Consider the following 14,788-nt stretch of genomic DNA (forward strand, 5'->3'; position numbering starts at 1 on the left):
GGCCCCCGACATGAACGAGGTGGTGGGCCGCGACGACCTGCTTCTGCTCACCCTCGACACCCTGCGGTACGACGTGGCGGTGGAGCTGACCGCCGCCGGGCGGCTGCCGCACCTGGCCGCCCACCTGCCGGGCGGCACCTGGGAGAAGCGGCACGCGCCCGGCAACTTCACCTACGCCTCGCACCAGGCGATGTTCGCGGGCTTCCTGCCGACGCCCGCGGCGCCCGGACCGCACCCCCGGCTGTTCGCGGCGCGGTTCGCCGGCAGTGAGACCACCGCGGGCCGCACCTTCGTCTTCGACACCCCGGACCTCGTGTCGGCGCTCGCCGGGCACGGCTACCGCACGGTGTGCATCGGGGGTGTCGGCTTCTTCAACCGGCAGGGCGCGCTCGGCAGCGTGCTGCCGGGACTGTTCCAGGAGAGCCACTGGGAACCGGAGTTCTCCGTCGCGTCCCCGACCTCGTTCGAGGCGCAGGTGGACCGCGCCGAACGGATCGTCACCGCCCTCCCCGCCGACCAGCGGCTGTTCCTCTTCCTCAACGCCTCGGCGCTGCACCAGCCCAACTGGTTCCACCTGCCGGGCGCGACCCGCGAGGCGGGCGACACCCTTCAGACCCACGCGGCGGCGCTGGAGTACATCGACCGGCACGTCGGCCGGCTGTTCGCCGCGATGGGCTCGCGCCGCCGCTGCTTCGCCGTCGTCTGTTCCGACCACGGGACCACGTACGGGGACGACGGATACACGGGGCACCGCCTCGGCCACGAGGCCGTGTGGACCGTCCCCTACGCCCACTTCTTCCTGGAGCCGTCCGCATGACCGCCCCCACCACCCCCGCCGTCGCCCTCGCGCCCGCCGCGACCCGGCCGCCCCGCCCGTACCAGCACTACGTCTACGCCTACCCGCACAAGACGGCCTACCGGCCCCTGGAGCCCGCACCCCGGCTCGCGGACCTCTGGTCCGGGGAACCGAGGCAGGCCCTCTCCCTCTACGCGCACATACCGTTCTGCGAGGTGCGCTGCGGCTTCTGCAACCTGTTCACCCGCATCGGCGCCCCCGGCGACCTGACCCGCCGTTACCTGGACGCCCTGGAGCGGCAGGCGGTCGCCGTCCGGGAGGCGCTCGGTGACGCGGAGCCGGTGCGGTTCGCCAACGCCGCGTTCGGCGGCGGCACGCCCACCTTCCTGGAGGCCGACGAGCTGGCGCGGCTGTGCGACATCGCGGAGCTGCACATGGGCGCGGACCTGCGGGCGGTCCCGCTGTCCGTGGAGGCCTCGCCCGCGACGGCGACCGCCGACCGGCTGGCCGTCCTCGCCGAGCGGGGCACCACCCGGCTCAGCCTGGGGGTGCAGAGCTTCGTCGAGGAGGAGGCGCGGGCGGCCGTCCGGCCCCAGCGGCGGGCCGACGTAGAGGCCGCCCTCGCCCGTGTCCGCGAGGCGGGCGTCCCCGTCCTCAACATCGACCTGATCTACGGCATCGACGGGCAGACGGCGGCGAGCTGGCGGCTGTCGCTGGACGCGGCCCTCGCCTGGCGGCCGGAGGAGGTCTACCTGTACCCCCTGTACGTCCGGCCGCTGACGGGCCTGGGCCGCCGGGCCGATCCGGAGGCCGCCGACCGGGAGTGGGACGAGCAGCGGCTGCGCCGGTACCGCGAGGGCCGCGACCACCTGCTCGCCCACGGCTACGAGCAGGTGTCGATGCGCATGTTCCGCCGCGCGGACGCCCCGCCGCAGGGCCCGGACGACCACGCCTGCCAGACCGACGGCATGATCGGCCTGGGCTGCGGCGCCCGCTCGTACACGTCGACGGTGCACTACTCGTTCGACTACGCGGTGGGCATGCCCGAGATCCGCTCGCTCATCGACGCCTACACCGCCACCGAGGACTTCACCCGCGCCGTGCACGGCCGCGAGGTCGACGGGGACGAGGCCCGACGCCGGCACCTGCTGCAGTCCCTGCTCCAGGCGGAGGGGCTGCCGGTGGCCGACTACCGCCGGCGCTTCGGCTCCGGTCCGTACGACGACTTCCCGGCGGAGCTCGGGACGCTGGCGGCCCGCGGCTGGCTGGCGGAGCCCGGCGACCCGCGCACCGGGCGGCTGCGGCTCACCGCCGAGGGGCTGGCCCACTCGGACGCCATCGGACCCGACTTCTTCTCCCGCGCCGTACGGGCCGCGATGGCCGCCTACGAGCCCAAGTGACGGTGGCCACGATGAACCCGACGACCGACCTGACGGTCCTGTACCGGGGCCCCCTGGCCTCGTGCGACTACGACTGCCCCTACTGCCCCTTCGCCAAGCGCCGCGACTCCACGGCGCAGCTGCGCGCCGACCGCGCGGCCCTGGAGCGGTTCGCGGACTGGGCCCGCGCCGGGACGGGCGGCCGGCTCTCGGTGCTCTTCACACCGTGGGGCGAGGGCCTGGTGCGCTCCTGGTACCGCCGCGCGCTGGTGGACCTCTCACACGCGCCGCACATCGACCGCGTGGCGATCCAGACCAACCTGAGCTGCCGCACCGACTGGCTGGAGACAGCCGACCTGGACACGCTGGCGCTGTGGTGCACGTACCACCCGGGGCAGACCCCGTACGACCGCTTCCTCGGCAGGACCCACCGGCTCGCGGAACTCGGGGTCCGCTTCAGCGTCGGCATCGTGGGCCTGCCCGAGCACCTGGAGCACGCCCGGCGGCTGCGCGCGGAGCTGCCGGACCACGTGTACCTCTGGGTCAACGCCGCCGAGGGCCACACGTACACCGACGACCAGGCCGCCCGGTGGACGGAGCTGGACCCGCTCTTCCCCTACAGCCGCCATCCGCACCGGTCCGCCGGGATGCCGTGCCGCACGGGATCGTCCGTCGTCTCCGTGGACGGCGAGGGCACCGTCCGGCGCTGCCACTTCGTGCCCGCCGAGCTCGGGAACCTGTACGACGGCTCCTACCGGCGGGCACTCGCCCCGCGCCCGTGCCCGCTCGCCGTCTGCGACTGCCACATCGGGTACGTGCACCTGGAGACGCTGCCGCTGTACGACGTCTTCGCGGGCGGCGTCCTCGAACGCGTCCCGCGCGCGGTCGCCCCGCACCCGGCCGCCCCGCACACCTGAAAAGGGGCCGCGGGGTGCTCCCCGCGGCCCCTGACGTCCTGGGGCGAGCGCTACGACGCGGTGTCCCGCCTCTCCTCGCCCCGGTCGTCGCCCTCCCGCCGGTCCCGGTCCACCGTGCGCGGCGTCTCGGTGGTGGACCGCTCCGGGTTCTTGATCACCTGGTCGGTCTTCGGCGTCTTCCCCGCGCTCTCCTCGGGCGTGGTCATCTCGGCCTCCTCGTATCGTCGTCCGGCCGCCCCGTCGGCAACGGCTCCCCCACCGCGTACCAGCCATGGCGCGATCCATTCCTCGGTCACATCCCGTCGGCCTGCTTCTCCCACACGGAGACATGACCGCGGCTGGCGCCGGTGAACGGTACGGCGCTCTGCCCGGGCGGCAGGAACCGCAGGTCGGGCACCCCCACCTACGGCGAACTCCCCCGCCACCCGTGTCGTCGCGAAGTCGCCGACCGTCACGCCGACGGCCCCGCCGCCCGGCCTGGCCAGCAGGCCGACCGCGGGATCCACCGCCTCCGGCCGGAACATGTCAGCCGACGACTCGTCGTGACAGGCCGCTACGTCCTCTCCGAAGTGACCTCCTGATCGGGCATCCCGGGACCGTACCGCTCGCGCACCGGCCGACGCGCCTCATTCTCCGGCGCACGGATGCCCTCGCGCGGGGTAGTCGGGGAGTAGCGGTTGTCCGCCGGAAGTGACCACGCGAACTCGGGAGGCATGTCGTGGCCGGAATACTCAATCGGATCAAGGCGTTCGCCGGCAGCCCTCAGGGCCGCCGCACCATCGACCAGGTGCGGCGCGCCGCCGCCGACCCCCGCCGGCGCGGGCAGGCCCAGCGGCTGCTGGGGAGGCTGCGCACCCCCCGCCGCTGAGCGGCAGGGGAGCACGGGGGCGGCGGCTCACATGACCTCGATGCTGATGATGCACGTGTCGTCGTCGGTGTCGGACCTGCTGTACGTGAGCAGGTGGTCGAGCCGCTGCTCCAGGCTGGGCCGGGCGGTCGCCGCCGTCATCACCAGGTGCTTCAGGGACTCCTCCATCGAACGGTCCCGGCGTTCCACCAGTCCGTCCGTGTACATCAGCAGGGTGTCGTCGATGTCCAGCCGCACCTCGGCCTCCTCGTAGGAGACGTCGGAGACGGCGCCGAGCAGCAGCCCCTGCAGCATGGGCAGGGTCGCCGCCTCCCCCGCCCGCACCAGGACGGGCGGGAGGTGGCCCGCCCGCGCCCAGCGCAGGACCCGGGTGGAGGGGTCGTACAGGGCGCAGATCGCGGTGGCGGTCACCGAGTTGGTCAGGTGGTGGGCGACGTTGTTCAGCCAGGACAGCAGCTGGGCCGGGCCCGCCCCGGTGACGGCGAGGCCGCGCAGCGCGTTGCGCAGCACGACCATGCTGGTGGCCGCCTCGATGCCGTGCCCGGCCACGTCCCCGATGCTCAGCAGCACCTGCTTGGAGGGCAGCACGACCGCGTCGTACCAGTCGCCGCCCACCAGGTTCTCGGTCTCCGCGGGCCGGTAGCGCACCGCGGTGCGCAGTCCGGGGACGTCCGGGGGCGCCGCGGTCACCGGCATGATGGCCTGCTGCAGCTGGAGGGCCAGCCGGTTGCGCTCCGCGGACTCCTGCTCGGTCTGGACGAGCTGGTCCCGGGTGGCGGCGAGGGCGACCTCGGTCCAGTGCTGCGCCGAGACGTCCTGGTAGGCGCCGCGCACGGCGAGCAGGGTGTCGTCGAGGTCCACGACGGGCTCGGCCACCACCCGGACGTGCCGGGTCACCCCGTCGCGGCGGCGCAGCCGGAAGGCGGTCGACGCCTGCTTGCGGTGGTGCAGGACGGTGCGCAGGAAGCGGCCGATGGCGACCGCGTCGTCCGGGTGGGTGTGGTCCCGCAGTTGCGCGACCGGGACCGGCCCGGCGGTCTCGGGCCTGCCGTAGAGGGCGAAGAGCTGGCTGTTCCAGGTGATCTCGGCGGTGACGAAGTTCTCCTCGAAGCCGCCGATGCGGCCGAGGCGCTGGGCGTGCTGGAGGAGGTTGGCGAGCCGGGCCGCCTCGTCCTCGATCCGCCAGATCAGCAGCACGATGTCGCCGTGCCGCATGATGCTGACCTCGGCGACGGAGGACAACGGCACCTGGTCCACCAGGGCGGTGAGCGTCATTCGGCTGCCCCGGAACGGCTCCCCGGTCGCGTAGACCCGCTCCACGTGTTGGAACAGGTCGCTCTGGTCGACCGCCATGGGGTACGCCTCCAGCAGCAGCGCGCCGTTGACGGCGCTGCGCGGGCGGCCCGCGGGGTCGCGGAAGCGGTGGTTGACGTGGTGGATGCGGAAGTCGGCGAGATGGCCCTCGGCGTCCACCTGGGGGACGAGCACCAGCGCCGGGTCGTACAGCCCGTCGGCCAGGTCCACCAGCTCCGACAGGCCCGACCGCGCCACGGCGTCCTCGTACGCGCGGGAGGCGGCGCCGGAGTGCATCTCCAGGGTGTGCGCGCACAGCTCCGCGAGGGCGTCGATCTGCCGGACCACGGCGGGCGGCTGGGCGGGCAGCGGGACGGGCCAGCAGATCTCCAGGACGCCGTGGATGCGTCCGCCGACCCCGGCGGGCACCGCGACCCGGCCACCCTCGGGGTGGTGGGCGCGGCCGATGGACGGCAGGCCGCGCATGTCCAGGGACTCCACCCACTCCGGCTCGCGCGCGGTCAGGGCGCAGCGGGCGACGGTCGCGACGCCCGGCGGGACGTAGCGCCAGCGCTCCGCCTCCCCGGTCGGGAAGCCTGCGCTGCCCGCCAGTGTGAGGGAGCCGTCGGCGCCGGCCAGCCAGACGGCGACGCCGCTCGCGCCGAGCGGTTTCAGCGCGTGCTCCAGCAGGGAGTCGGCGACGGCCTGCGGGTCCTCGGCGGCGAGCGCGCTGCTCTCCGCCGTACGCAGCCGTACGGCGGCGGAGGCGGCCTCCGGGGCGGAGCCCCGTGGGTCGGCGCCGACCGCCGTGGCGAAGTCGACGGCGGCCTCGGTCAGCCGGTCGCGGGCCGCCTGGTTGACGATGTCGGCGGCCAGTTCCAGCGCGGTGACGCCGGACTGGCCGGCGAGGGCGGCGAGCTGCCGGGCGGCCTCGGTGGGACCGCAGCTCAGGCGTTCGACGAGCATGCCCTTGGCGAGCTCGATCAGGGCCCGCCCGTCGGCCGCGGCGTGCGCCGCCTGCACCTCGCTGCGCAGCCGTTCGACCGTCGCGGCCAGCCGGCCGACCGGGGTGGTCACCGAGACGCCGGCGGAACCGGTCACCTCGGCCCCGGACGGCCCGGCGGTGTCCGCCGCCGGTGCCGCGGTGGCGGTGAGCTGCGGCTCTTCGTCCCGGGTGAGGTCACCGGGCAGGTCACGGATGCTCACGTGGACGCATGCTCCTTCTGACGCGCACGGTGTGCGGGGGACGGGCGGGTGCCTTCGGGTGCCGGTGCCTCCGGACTCGTCGGTGTCACGGCGACAGCCAGCGTCGTACGCAGGCGATGAGGTCGCCTGCGTCGACGGGCTTGGTGACGTAGTCGCTGGAGCCCGACGCCAGGCTCTTCTCCCGGTCCCCCGGCATGGCCTTGGCGGTGACCGCGATGATCGGCAGGTCCCGGTAGCGCGGCATTCTCCTGATCTCGGCGGTGGCCGCGTACCCGTCCATCTCGGGCATCATCACGTCCATCAGCACCAGCGCGATGTCGGGGTGCTCGGTGAGGACCTCGATGCTCTTGCGGCCGTTCTCCGCGTGCAGCACGCGCAGGCCGTACATCTCGAGGATGCCGCTGAGCGCGAACAGGTTGCGGGCGTCGTCGTCCACGACGAGCACGGTCCGTCCGGCGAGCGCGTCGTCGACCTCGGGGGCCGCGCTCACGCTCTCCTCGATCCGGACGAGCGGCACCACGTCGCCGGGCTGTTCGGCCGACAGGTGCAGGGCGATGCGTTCCCGCAGCTCGTCGAGGCTGGACAGCATCTCCAGCGGCCGGTTCTCGGCCCGGGCCCGCAGCTCGTCCTCCTGCGCGGCGGGCAGCCGGTGGTTGTTGTGGACCAGGACCGGGACGGTGGCCAGCGCCGTGTCGCCGTCCGCGGCCTCCAGCAGCCGCATGCCCTCGCCGTCGGGCAGGTCCAGGCTGAGGACGACACAGTGACACGGGCGGGCGGCGAGGGCGGAGGCAGCCTCCTGGGCGCTCATCGCGGTGATGATCTCCACGGCGTCCCCCGGGTCCCGCATGGCCCGGCTGCGGTCCAGGTCGGCGACGGCGCTCTCGGCGACGACGGAGAGCAGTCCGCGGACCCGTTCCTCGACCACCAGGAGGCGCCGCGGGTGCGCCTCGGGCTCCGCGGGAGCGGGCTCCGGCGGGCCGGCGGCCGGCAGGGCGGGCGGCTCACCGGCCGCGCGCACCTCGGCCGCCTGCGGTACGGAGGTGTCGGCCTCCTGGAAGTCGGTGCGGGCGACGGGCAGGTACAGCGTGAACGTGCTGCCCTGACCGGGCGTGCTGTCGACGGCGACCGCACCGCCCAGCAGGTGGGCGATCTCGCGGGTGATGGACAGGCCGAGCCCCGTGCCGCCGTACTTGCGGCTGGTGGTGCCGTCCGCCTGCTGGAAGGCGCCGAAGATCGTCTCCAGCTGCTGCTCGGGGATGCCGATGCCGGTGTCCCTGACCCGGAACGCCACCACGGGGCCGCCGCGCAGCACGGGCTGCGGGACCTCGCTGTCGGTGGCCGGTTCGATGCGCAGTTCCACGCCGCCCCGCTCGGTGAACTTCACCGCGTTGGACAGCAGGTTGCGCAGCACCTGGCGCAGCCGCGCGTCGTCGGTGACCAGGTCGACCGGGGCTCCGGCGGCGGTGGTGACGGTGAAGGACAGGCTCTTCTGCGTGGTCATCGGCCGGAACGTGGCCTCGACGTAGTCGAGCAGGCGGCGCATGGGCACGCGTTCGGGGGCGATGTCCATCTTCCCCGCCTCGACCTTCGACAGGTCGAGGATGTCGTTGATGAGCTGGAGCAGGTCGGAACCGGCGGAGTGGATGATGCCCGCGTACTCCACCTGCTTGGGCGTGAGGTTGCGGGACGGGTTCTGCGCGAGCAGCTGGGCGAGGATGAGCAGGCTGTTGAGCGGGGTGCGCAGCTCGTGGCTCATGTTGGCCAGGAACTCCGACTTGTACTTGGAGGCCAGCGACAGCTGCTGGGCGCGGTCCTCCAGCTCCTGGCGGGCCTGCTCGATCTCCAGGTTCTTCGCCTCGATGTCCCGGTTCTGGGTGGCCAGCAGGGTGGCCTTCTCCTCCAGTTCCGCGTTGGAGCTCTGCAGTTCCTCCTGGCGGGCCTGCAACTCCTCGGAGCGCACGCGCAGTTCCCCGGCGAGCCGCTGGGACTCGCCGAGCAGCTCGTCGGTGCGGGCGTTGGCGAGGATGGTGTTGACGTTGACGCCGATGGTCTCCGTCAGCTGGCCCAGGAAGTCCTGGTGGATCTGGGTGAACCGGGTGACCGAGGCCAGTTCGATCACGCCGAGGACGTGTCCCTCGACGGTGATGGGCAGGATCACGAGCGCGGTCGGCGCCGCCTGGCCGAGTCCGGAGGAGATGGTGACGTACCCGTCGGGCAGCTCGTCGACGGTGATGGTGCGGCGGCTGCGCGCGGCCTGGCCGACCAGGGTGTGGCCGAGCGGGATGCGCCCGTCCCGGCCCGGGTCGTCGGCGGGGCGGCCGTACGAGCCGATGAGCCGCAGGTGGACGCCGTCCGCCGCCTCCTCCGCCAGGTAGAACCCGCCGAACTGGGCGGCGACCAGCGGGGTCAGCTCGTCCATGATGAGTTCGGCGACGACGTCGAGGTCGCGGTGGCCCTGCATGAGGGAGGAGATGCGGGCCAGGTTGGACTTGAGCCAGTCCTGCTCCTGGTTGGCCCGGGTGGTCTCGCGCAGGGACTCCACCATGGCGTTGATGTTGTCCTTGAGTTCGGCGACCTCGCCGGAGGCGTCGACGTTGATGGACCGGGTGAGGTCGCCCTCCGCGACGGCGCTGGTCACCTCGGCGATCGCGCGGACCTGGCGGGTGAGGTTGCCGGCCAGTTCGTTGACGTTCTCGGTGAGCCGCTTCCAGGTGCCGGAGACGCCCTCGACCTCGGCCTGGCCGCCGAGCCGGCCCTCGCTGCCCACCTCGCGGGCCACGCGCGTGACCTCGGCGGCGAACGAGGACAGCTGGTCGACCATGGTGTTGATGGTGGTCTTGAGCTCCAGGATCTCGCCCCGGGCGTCCACGTCGATCTTCTTCGACAGGTCGCCGTTGGCGACGGCCGTGGTCACCAGGGCGATGTTGCGGACCTGCCCGGTGAGGTTGTTCGCCATGGAGTTGACGTTGTCGGTGAGGTCCTTCCAGATGCCGGCCACGTGCGGCACGTGCGCCTGGCCGCCCAGCTGGCCCTCGGTGCCCACCTCGCGGGCCACGCGGGTGACCTCGTCGGCGAAGGCGGACAGGGTGTCGACCATGGTGTTGATCGTGCCCGCCAGGGCCGCGACCTCGCCCTTGGCCTCCACGGTGATCTTCTGGGAGAGGTCGCCGCGGGCCACGGCGGTGGCGACCTGGGCGATGGAGCGCACCTGCCCGGTCAGGTTGGACGCCATCAGGTTGACGTTGTCGGTGAGGTTCTTCCAGGTGCCCGACACCCCGCGCACGGTGGCCTGGTTGCCGAGGTTGCCCTCGGTGCCGACCTCGCGGGAGACGCGGGTGACCTCGTCGGCGAAGGAGGAGAGCTGGTCGACCATCGTGTTGATGGTCTCCTTCAGCTCCAGGATCTCGCCCCGGGCGTCCACCCGGATCTTCTGCGACAGGTCGCCCTGGGCCACCGCCGTGGTGACGTCGGCGATGGCGCGGACCTGCGCGGTCAGGTTGTCGGCCATGACGTTGACGGACTCGGTCAGCGCCTTCCAGGTGCCCGAGACGCCCTTGACGTCGGCCTGACCGCCGAGCCGCCCGTCGGTGCCCACCTCACGGGCCACCCTCGTGACCTCGTCCGCGAACGCGGAGAGCTGGTCCACCATCGTGTTGATGGTGTTCTTCAGCTCCAGGATCTCGCCCCGGGCGTCGACGGTGATCTTCTGGGAGAGGTCGCCCTTGGCGACCGCGGTGGCCACCTGGGCTATGGAGCGGACCTGCGCGGTGAGGTTGCCCGCCATGAAGTTCACGGAGTCCGTGAGGTCGCGCCAGGTGCCCCGGACGCCCTTGACGTCGGCCTGACCGCCGAGCCGCCCGTCGGTGCCCACCTCACGGGCCACCCTCGTGACCTCGTCCGCGAACGCGGAGAGCTGGTCCACCATCGTGTTGATGGTGCTCTTCAGCTCCAGGATCTCGCCCCGGGCGTCCACGTCGACCTTCTGCGAGAGGTCGCCCTTGGCGACCGCGGTGGCCACCTGGGCGATGTCGCGGACCTGGGTCGTCAGGTTGCCCGCCATGGCGTTGACCGAGTCGGTCAGGTCCGCCCAGCTGCCGGAGACGCCCGGTACCTTCGCCTGACCGCCGAGGGTGCCCTCGGTGCCGACCTCGCGCGCCACCCGGGTCACCTCGGAGGTGAACAGGGAGAGCTGGTCGACCATGCCGTTGAACACGGAGGCGATCTCGCCGAGCAGTCCGCCGGCCTCTTCCGGCAGCCTGGTCCCGAAGTCGCCGTCACGTACCGCCGTCAGTCCGGCCAGCAGCCGCCGCAGCTCCGGCTCACCGGGCTCGGTGCCCGGCTCCTGGATCGCCATACCCGCTTCGTCCATCGTCTCCCTCTCCCCCGGGCGCCCTCTTCGGCGCCCGCCCGGACACGCCGCCGGGCCGGCGGGACCACCGGCTCGTACGTCGTGACCCCCTCATCATCCGTCATCCCCCGATGGTTCTTGCTCGATGCCCTGTCAATCACCGGATCCGATCACCGATAAAATACGTCGCCCCACCACGATCAGCTGCACACTCACTCAGAAACGAGCACTGCGAGGTGGTCGCCGCGGGCGGATCCTCCGATCGAGGGCTGGCACTGGTAAAAGTCGCATCCCTAGGATGAGTTTTCTCGGCAGGTGCCCGTCAGGGGGCACGACGCAGATCGGGGGGCCCGAATGCAGTCCGGAGACCAGCTGTCCACGTCCATCGACGCCGACGTACCCACGGCGGCCCGCATGTACGACTACTACCTGGGCGGGAAGGACAACTACGCCGCGGACCGGGCGGCGGTCGAGGAACTGGACAAGGTCGTCCCCAGCACCCGCGCCCTGGCGCTGAACAACCGGCGCTTCCTGCGGCGGGTGGTGCGGACGCTGGCCGCCGAGTACGGCATCCGCCAGTTCCTCGACCACGGTTCCGGCCTGCCCACCCAGGACAACGTGCACCAGGTGGCGCAGGGCGTCGATCCCTCCTCGCGGGTGGTGTACGTCGACAACGACCCGATGGTCCTGGTGCACGGCCGGGCGCTGCTGGACCAGAACGAGCGGACCGCCGTCATCCAGGCCGACATGCGGGACACCGACGGCATCTTCGCCCACCCCGACACCCGGCGCCTGATCGACTTCACGCAGCCGGTCGCCGCGCTGTTCGTGTCGGTGCTGCACTGCATCCCCGACAGCGACACCGACGGTCCCCAGGCGCTGGCCCGCCGGGTGGCCGAGCGGCTCGTGCCCGGCAGCTTCATGGTGATGTGCCAGCTGGTCAGCGAGGACCCCGAGGTCCGAGACTTCGTCACCGGCTTCATGGACCGTACGACCCAGGGGCACTGGGGCCGCGTACGGCGGGAGAAGGACGTGGCCCGGCTCTTCGACGGGCTGGACGTCCTGGAGCCGGGGCTGGTGGAGGTCTCGACCTGGCGGCCGGACTCGGAGGTGGCGCCCCGTCAGCTCACGCAGGAGTGGATCGAGTTTGGCGGGGTGGGCCGGCTGCGGTAGTGCACCCGGGGCGCGCGGCCGAGACGCGGTGCCACCTCCCCGGCCGGGGAGGTGGCACGGGCCCTCAGGCGGAGTAGCGCCGCTCCAGCGTCTGCCGCAGCAGCTCCAAGGAGTCGCGGGGGCTGAGGGCGTCATCGGCCAGCCGGTCCAGGGCGAGCCGGTACTCCTCCGTCTCGTCGCGGTCCTCCAGGAAGTTGGCGCTCCTGATGTGCTCGAGGTAGACGATGTCGGGCAGATCGAGCCCGCCGAACCGCAGGTACGTGATGGGGATCGCCGGCGCGGCCGCGTCGGTCACGTCCAAGGGCACGATCTGTACGGTGACATGGGCGAGCTGCGCCATCCTGATCAGGTACTCCAGCTGCTCCCGCATCACCAGGCGGCCGCCCAGGACCCGCAGCAGTACCGATTCGTCGACGACCGCCCACAGCTGCGGGGCGTCCGCGCGGTGCAGCAACTCCCCCCGGCGGCGGCGCAGTTCCACCCGGCGCTGCACCTCGGCGGCCGGTGCGGTCGGCAGACCGCGTTCGACCACGGCGCGGGTGTAGGCGGGGGTCTGCAGCAGTCCCGGTACGTACTGGATCTCGAAGGTGCGGATGGTGGCGGCCGCCTCCTGGAGCCCGACCAGCCGGTCGAACCACTCGGGCATCAGCCGCTTGTCGTACCGCTGCCACCAGCCCGGTTCACCGGCGCGTCGCAGCAGTTGGAGGAGGACCGAGGCCTCGTGCTCGTCGGCGCCGTAGAGCTCCAGCAGCGCCCGGACGTCGCCCTCGGCCGGTGGCCGGCGGCCCTTGCCCGCCTCGATGCGGGACAGCTTCGCCGGGCTGAAGCCGACAGCTCGCGCCGCCTGGTCCTGGGAGTGGCCCGCGTCCTCGCGCATGCCCGTCAACTGCACGCCCACCAGCATCTTCAGCAGTGTGGGAGCGGGCTCGGGACGGTGCAGATACGGCTCGAGGCGGGAGAGGCGATGCGGTGTTCCGGACATCCTGGCTCCCAGCTCGCGCGGGCGGAGATCAGATCCAGATTATCGCATTCGGTCGGCACGGTCGCGGGCCTCCGCACGACCGGCCACCCCGGCGGGCGTCCCCGCCCGTCACACCAGGTGGTCGAAGTCCCCGTCCTTGGCGCCGGCCAGGAACGCGGCCATCTCGGTCGGCGTGTAGACCAGGGCGGGACCGTCGGGATGGCGGGAGTTGCGCACGGCGACGCTCCCGTCGGCCAGGGGGGCGACCTCCACGCAGTTGCCCTCGGCGTTGCTGTACCGGCTCTTCGTCCAGCGGGCGCTCAGGGAGCTCGCCCGTATCCCGTTGGGCACTGCTGGCACCGAGTCCTCCTCGCTCACGTTCCGTCCCCGTGCCGTGCCGCCGCTCCATCGGGCGCAATTCACCGTGCAATTGCATGCCGATGCTGTCAGCGTGAATAATAGCCGTGGCGTCAACCGCGTCAGCGGCGCCGCATCCTGACGACACATCAGGGAGACGGCCGTGTCCTCACACGTGATCCGAGCGCACCGCACCGCTTCCGGGACCACGCCGCACCTGGCTCCCGGAGAGACGGACGACACCGCAGCGACGGCGACGGACAGGTCGTTGAGACCAGAAAAAACGTACCGTCAGCCGAGTGCGCCCGGCCTCCGGGCCCGCCCGGTCGCGTTCCCCGTCAGCGGCGGTCCGCAGTGCTTCGCACGGGCGCGTGACCTCACCCGCGACACCCTGCGCCGGTGGTCGCTGGACCACTGCTGCGACGACACCGTCACCGTAGTCACGGAGCTGACCGCCAACGCCGTCACGCACGCCCTGCCGTACGCCCCCGCCGGCAGCGCCGGGGTCTGGCTGGGCCTCGCCCTCGGGCCCGGACACGTGCTGTGCGCCGTGGCCGACCCGGCCGACGCCCCGCCCGTCGTCCGGCGCGCCGAGGACGGTCTCTTCGAGGAGCACGGGCGCGGGCTGCACCTGATCGACGCCCTGTCCGAGCGGTGGGGCTGGCTGGGCGGTTCCTCCGCCGGCAAGACCGTCTGGGCGCTGCTGCCCGCCCCGCCCCGCGGCTGACGCCCGGAGGGACGGCCACCGGACCGGGCGGGTGCCGGACCCGACAGCGCCGGCACCGGCCGGTTCCCGAGGCGACCACGGAAGGAGGCCGCCGCCGTAAGAGATCACCACCGAGGACTTCCCTGCACGCAGTACCACGCGACGCGTCCGTAACCGGAGCACGACCCGACACCGCCGCAGGAGCAGACATGGCCACACCTCTGACGACCTTGAACCACGTGCCCTGGCACGAGATCAAGGACTCCAGCGGATCCGCCGCGGCCATCCCGGATCTGCTGACCGCCCTCGCCTCCGACGACCTCGCCACCGCGCGGAACGCCCTCCGCACGCTGCGGGAACGTATCTGCCAGTACGGCTTCGTGGTGGAACAGGCGACTGCCGCCACCGTGCCCTTTCTGTGGGAGCTCGCCCAGCGGCCCGAGGTGACCTGCCGTCCGCAGATCGTCCAGCTGCTGAGCGGCATCGTCTCCGCACGGCAGTGGGAGGACATGGCCACCGCCTATCCCAAGCTGCTCCACTACACCGACGACTACGTGGGGTGGGAGCGGCAGGCCCGGGCCGCCGTACGGGCCTGCCGCCACGTCCTGCCGCGCCTCCTCGCCGATCCCGATCCCGAGCTGGTCCGGGCCGCGGAGGGCCTGGCCGCCGCGATCGCCGCCTGAGCCGGCCGCCCGGAGGGGCCGCACATCGCGCGCGGGGCATTCGGGTACCCGGGGACCGGACGGGCGCCGGTCGCCCGGATCCGATCGTGCGAGGAGGTGGA

The 14,788-nt window shown here is 72.6% G+C and carries 12 protein-coding genes and 1 pseudogene; 7 read left to right on the forward strand and 6 right to left on the reverse strand.

The features are described from left to right. Nucleotides 1–10: 10 nt before the first annotated feature. From UW392_RS59120 to UW392_RS59130, 3 genes are read left to right on the forward strand one after another with little or no spacing between them, the layout of a single operon-like run. The gene (locus tag UW392_RS59120) at nt 11–817 is read left to right on the forward strand and encodes an STM4013/SEN3800 family hydrolase (protein WP_320783804.1); all 807 of its coding nucleotides are present in this window, start codon (nt 11–13) and stop codon (nt 815–817) included. Next, entirely contained in the window at nt 814–2,196 is a 1,383-nt protein-coding gene (locus tag UW392_RS59125) for an STM4012 family radical SAM protein (RefSeq protein ID WP_320783771.1), read from the forward strand. The genes UW392_RS59120 and UW392_RS59125 overlap by 4 nt, the downstream gene beginning before the upstream one ends. A gap of 11 nt (nt 2,197–2,207) precedes the next feature. Next, the gene (locus tag UW392_RS59130) at nt 2,208–3,092 is read left to right on the forward strand and encodes an STM4011 family radical SAM protein (protein ID WP_320783772.1); all 885 of its coding nucleotides are present in this window, start codon (nt 2,208–2,210) and stop codon (nt 3,090–3,092) included. A 50-nt stretch (nt 3,093–3,142) separates the two neighbouring features. Here the strand turns inward: UW392_RS59130 and UW392_RS59135 are convergent, their stop codons facing one another. Both UW392_RS59135 and UW392_RS59140 read right to left on the reverse strand, forming a co-directional pair. Then, the gene (locus UW392_RS59135) at nt 3,143–3,298 is read right to left on the reverse strand and encodes a hypothetical protein (protein ID WP_320783773.1); all 156 of its coding nucleotides are present in this window, start codon (nt 3,296–3,298) and stop codon (nt 3,143–3,145) included. Nucleotides 3,299–3,441: 143 nt separating this feature from the next. Further along, a pseudogene (locus tag UW392_RS59140) lies at nt 3,442–3,667 on the reverse strand (hypothetical protein); the annotation flags it as partial. Nucleotides 3,668–3,810: 143 nt separating this feature from the next. Here UW392_RS59140 and UW392_RS59145 point away from each other — a divergent pair. Further along, complete coding sequence (locus UW392_RS59145) at nt 3,811–3,960, forward strand: hypothetical protein (protein WP_320783774.1); 150 nt, start codon at nt 3,811–3,813, stop codon at nt 3,958–3,960. A 27-nt stretch (nt 3,961–3,987) separates the two neighbouring features. On the opposite strand, the gene UW392_RS59150 is transcribed toward UW392_RS59145, so the two are convergent. Beyond that, nucleotides 3,988–6,459 (reverse strand): SpoIIE family protein phosphatase, encoded by a 2,472-nt coding sequence (locus UW392_RS59150; RefSeq protein ID WP_320783775.1) that lies wholly within the window; start codon nt 6,457–6,459, stop codon nt 3,988–3,990. Nucleotides 6,460–6,544: 85 nt separating this feature from the next. Further along, the gene (locus UW392_RS59155) at nt 6,545–10,828 is read right to left on the reverse strand and encodes a HAMP domain-containing protein (protein ID WP_320783776.1); all 4,284 of its coding nucleotides are present in this window, start codon (nt 10,826–10,828) and stop codon (nt 6,545–6,547) included. 333 nt (nt 10,829–11,161) lie between these two features. Here UW392_RS59155 and UW392_RS59160 point away from each other — a divergent pair, with 333 nt between their 5' ends. Next, a complete protein-coding gene (locus UW392_RS59160; RefSeq protein ID WP_320783777.1) occupies nt 11,162–11,980 on the forward strand; it encodes an SAM-dependent methyltransferase in 819 nt (272 codons plus the stop codon). Nucleotides 11,981–12,044: 64 nt separating this feature from the next. On the opposite strand, the gene UW392_RS59165 is transcribed toward UW392_RS59160, so the two are convergent. Both UW392_RS59165 and UW392_RS59170 read right to left on the reverse strand, forming a co-directional pair. Further along, nucleotides 12,045–12,962, reverse strand: a complete 918-nt coding sequence (locus UW392_RS59165; RefSeq protein WP_320783778.1) for a helix-turn-helix transcriptional regulator — start codon at nt 12,960–12,962, stop codon at nt 12,045–12,047. A gap of 108 nt (nt 12,963–13,070) precedes the next feature. Further along, nucleotides 13,071–13,301: a DUF397 domain-containing protein gene (locus UW392_RS59170; protein WP_320783779.1), complete on the reverse strand. Its 231-nt coding sequence runs from the start codon at nt 13,299–13,301 to the stop codon at nt 13,071–13,073. A 265-nt stretch (nt 13,302–13,566) separates the two neighbouring features. Here UW392_RS59170 and UW392_RS59175 point away from each other — a divergent pair, with 265 nt between their 5' ends. Both UW392_RS59175 and UW392_RS59180 read left to right on the forward strand, forming a co-directional pair. Beyond that, entirely contained in the window at nt 13,567–14,025 is a 459-nt protein-coding gene (locus UW392_RS59175; protein ID WP_320783780.1) for an ATP-binding protein, read from the forward strand. Nucleotides 14,026–14,213: 188 nt separating this feature from the next. Beyond that, nucleotides 14,214–14,687, forward strand: a complete 474-nt coding sequence (locus tag UW392_RS59180; protein ID WP_320783781.1) for a hypothetical protein — start codon at nt 14,214–14,216, stop codon at nt 14,685–14,687. Nucleotides 14,688–14,788 lie beyond the last annotated feature (101 nt).

Source organism: Streptomyces sp. CRN 30 (assembly GCF_034105845.1).

Bases quoted from the DNA above. Each gene is read 5' to 3' on its own strand.
- UW392_RS59120 (WP_320783804.1), top strand. From the start codon at position 11: ATGAACGAGGTGGTGGGCCGCGACGACCTGCTTCTGCTCACCCTCGAC.
- UW392_RS59125 (WP_320783771.1), top strand. From the start codon at position 814: ATGACCGCCCCCACCACCCCCGCCGTCGCCCTCGCGCCCGCCGCGACC.
- UW392_RS59130 (WP_320783772.1), top strand. From the start codon at position 2,208: ATGAACCCGACGACCGACCTGACGGTCCTGTACCGGGGCCCCCTGGCC.
- UW392_RS59135 (WP_320783773.1), bottom strand. From the start codon at position 3,298: ATGACCACGCCCGAGGAGAGCGCGGGGAAGACGCCGAAGACCGACCAG.
- UW392_RS59155 (WP_320783776.1), bottom strand. From the start codon at position 10,828: ATGGACGAAGCGGGTATGGCGATCCAGGAGCCGGGCACCGAGCCCGGT.
- UW392_RS59160 (WP_320783777.1), top strand. From the start codon at position 11,162: ATGCAGTCCGGAGACCAGCTGTCCACGTCCATCGACGCCGACGTACCC.
- UW392_RS59165 (WP_320783778.1), bottom strand. From the start codon at position 12,962: ATGTCCGGAACACCGCATCGCCTCTCCCGCCTCGAGCCGTATCTGCAC.
- UW392_RS59180 (WP_320783781.1), top strand. From the start codon at position 14,214: ATGGCCACACCTCTGACGACCTTGAACCACGTGCCCTGGCACGAGATC.